4 protein-coding genes are annotated in these 3,224 nt (G+C 67.2%); all 4 read left to right on the plus strand.

All coding sequences use genetic code 11. From position 1 onward, the window contains the following. On the plus strand, nt 1-892 hold an 892-nt coding region (locus AS93_RS19440), incomplete at its 5' end, for a 4Fe-4S dicluster domain-containing protein (protein WP_037009397.1). Continuing rightward, the gene (narJ, locus tag AS93_RS0114110) at nt 885-1,664 is read left to right on the plus strand and encodes a nitrate reductase molybdenum cofactor assembly chaperone (protein ID WP_051587488.1); all 780 of its coding nucleotides are present in this window, start codon (nt 885-887) and stop codon (nt 1,662-1,664) included. The genes AS93_RS19440 and narJ, both read left to right, overlap by 8 nt. A 13-nt stretch (nt 1,665-1,677) precedes the next feature. Further along, a complete protein-coding gene (gene narI / locus AS93_RS0114115; protein ID WP_027591210.1) occupies nt 1,678-2,361 on the plus strand; it encodes a respiratory nitrate reductase subunit gamma in 684 nt (227 codons plus the stop codon). Nucleotides 2,362-2,373: 12 nt separating this feature from the next. Beyond that, a complete protein-coding gene (locus tag AS93_RS0114120; protein ID WP_027591211.1) occupies nt 2,374-3,180 on the plus strand; it encodes a peptidylprolyl isomerase in 807 nt (268 codons plus the stop codon). Nucleotides 3,181-3,224: the final 44 nt, after the last annotated feature.

Consider the following 3,224-nt stretch of genomic DNA (forward strand, 5'->3'; position numbering starts at 1 on the left):
CATCAGCGGCTGCCCGTACAAGAAGATCTATTACAACTGGAAGAGCGGCAAATCGGAGAAGTGCATCTTCTGCTTCCCGCGCATCGAATCCGGCCAGCCGACCGTGTGCTCGGAAACCTGCGTCGGGCGCATCCGCTACCTGGGCGTGCTGCTGTATGACGCCGACCGTATCGGCGAGGTGGCCGCCGCCGAGGACGAGCGCGACCTCTATCGGCGCCAATGCGACATCTTCCTGGACCCCCACGATCCGGCAGTCATCGAGCAGGCTCGCAAGGACGGCATAGCGGACAACGTGATCGTCGCCGCCCAGGCCTCGCCGGTGTACAAGCTGGCCATGGACTGGGGCCTGGCGCTACCGCTGCACCCAGAGTTCCGGACCCTGCCGATGGTCTGGTACGTGCCGCCGCTCTCCCCCATCCAGTCCGCCGCCGAGGCCGGGCACATCGAGTTCGACGGCATCCTGCCAAAAATCGAATCGCTGCGCATTCCGGTGCGCTACCTGGCCAACATGCTCACCGCCGGCGACGAGGCCCCGGTGGTGCTGGCCCTCAAGCGGCTGATGGCGATGCGCGTGTACATGCGCGGCAAGCACGTGGACGGCAACCCCGACAGCCGCGTGCTGGACCAGGTGGGCCTGACCCAGGCGCAGGTCGAGGACATGTACCGCTACCTGGCCATCGCCAACTATGAGGACCGCTTCGTGATTCCCACCGCCCACCGCGAAATGGCCCGCGACGCCTTCCCGGAACGTAACGGCTGCGGCTTCACCTTCGGCAACGGCTGCCAGGGCGGCAACAACGAAGCCAGCCTGTTCGGTGGCCGCAAGGCCACCACCACCCTGGTCAAGCCCGTCGGAGAGTTCGATCCGCTGGAGGACATGCGCCGTGACTAGTCTTGCCGCAACCCAACCCGAGACGTTCCAGGGCCTGCGCAGCCTGCGTGTGCTGGCGCGCCTGCTGGATTACCCGAGCGCCGAGCTGCAGGCGGCCGCCGATGAGCTGGAGGCCGTCCTGCGGGCCGAAGCGCGCTTGCCCGTGCCGCTGCGCCAGCGTCTGGGCGCCTGGTGCCGTGCGCTGGCCGACACCCCGCTGCTGGATCTGCAGGCGAGCTACGTGGCGCTGTTCGACCGTGGGCGTGCCACCTCGCTGCTGCTGTTCGAGCATGTGCATGGCGAATCCCGTGCCCGCGGGCAGGCCATGGTCGACCTGCTGGCCGAGTACGAAGCGGCGGGCTTCCGGATCGCCACCCGGGAGCTGCCGGATCACCTGCCGCTGTTTCTCGAATACCTGTCGACCCGCGATGAGGAGGAGATCGGCCGCTGGCTAGGCGAGATCCGCCACATCCTCGGCCTGCTGGCGGCGCGCCTGGAGGAACGCGGCGCCAGCCATGCGTTGGTACCCCAGGCGCTGCTGGCACTGATCGGGGCCAGCGAGGAGATCGCCCGGCACCGCGCCACGGTGGCCGAGGAAACGCCCGACCACACGCCCCAGGCGCTGGATGCGGTATGGGAGGAGGAAGTCGTGCGCTTCTCCGCCGAGTCCGACCAGGACTGCGCTCTGCAATCCGCCGAGGGCCGCCGTCTGGCCGAGCGCAAGTACCAGGCGACGCCCCAGACCGTCACTCTCATGCCCGCCAGTCCGTCGTCGCCGGCGACGGATAGATAGAAGGAGAGCCCCCATGTTCTTCGAATACCTGCAGCACCTGATCTATGGCTACTACCCCTACCTGGCCGGCACCGTGTTCCTGGTCGGCAGCCTGCTGCGCTTCGATCACGGGCAGTACACCTGGAAGGCGCATTCCAGCCAGATCCTCTCGAAAAAGAACATGCGCCTGGCCAGCAATCTGTTCCACGTCGGCATGCTGGTCATCTTCTTCGGCCACCTGTTCGGCATGCTCACGCCGCACTGGATGTACGAGCCCTTCCTCAGTGCCGGCCACAAGCAACTCCTGGCCATCATCATCGGCGGCATCGCCGGGGCCATGGTGGTGATTGGCGGCGCCATGCTGCTGTACCGGCGCTTCTTCAACCCCAGGGTCAAGGCCACCTCGGGCTTCATGGATAACCTGATTCTCGCGCTGATCGTGTTCCAGGCGGCCCTGGGCATGGTCACCATCATCTTCTCCCTCGGCCACCTGGAGGGCGACGTGATGCTGACCCTGGCGTCCTGGGCGCAGGCCATCGTGTTCTTCAATGGCAATGCGGCGAACTACCTGGAAGAGGTCTCCTGGATCTACAAGGTGCACATCTTCGTCGGTCTGACCATCATTTTCCTGTTTCCCTTCACCCGCCTGGTGCACATCTGGAGCATTCCGCTGGGCTATCTGGGGCGCAACTACCAGATCGTGCGCAAGCGCGGCTGACGGAGGCTGGCGATGGAACTGATCGACGTTCAGACGCTAGCGGACGTGCCTGCTCCGGTGATCCGCGTTGGCGCGGTGACCTTCGACGAGGCGGACATCGCCCGGGAAACGCCGTTCCATCCGGCCGCCACGCTGGCCGAGGCGCAACTGCAGGCAGCGCGCGCGCTGGTGGTGCGCGAACTGCTGCGCCAGCGCGCCACAGCGCTGGGCCTGCCGTTGCAGGCTGCTGATGACGATCACACCCTGGCAGCCCTGCTGGAACGCGAGCTGCAGGTGCCCGAGCCGGACGAGGCCGCCTGCCGGCGTTTCTTCGAGCACAACCGCTCTCGCTTCGCCGAACCCCTGCGCCTGCGGGTGCGCCACATCCTGCTGGCGGCGGCGCCGGACGACGCCCGGGCCCGGGACGGGCAGTACCGCCTCGGCCAGAAACTGCTGCGGCAGTTGAACGAAGCGCCGGAACGCTTCACCGAACTGGCCTTGCGCCATTCGGTCTGTCCATCGAAGGCGGATGGCGGCGAACTCGGCTGGCTGGCGCCCGGCCAAACCGTGCCCGAGCTGGACCGCGCCCTGCGCCATTTGCCGCTCGGCCTGCACGAGCGACCACTGGCCTCGCGCTACGGTTGGCACCTGATCGCCGTCGACGAACGCCAGGAAGAACGCCCACTGCCCTATGAACAGGTGGCCGAGCGGGTGCGCCACAACCTGCGCGAACAGGCCACGCGCCGAGCTCTGCGGCATTACCTGCTGGCCCTGGAGGAGGAGATCGGCGTCGAGGGCCTGAAACTGGACGCCGACGCCGAGGGTGCGCTGATGCGCTGAGCGCCGCCCGTGAGCCGGGCGGCGCGACCTGGATCAGGCGCGCT

The organism is Pseudomonas sp. RL, assembly GCF_000647775.1.
Classification (GTDB): domain Bacteria; phylum Pseudomonadota; class Gammaproteobacteria; order Pseudomonadales; family Pseudomonadaceae; genus Serpens; species Serpens flexibilis.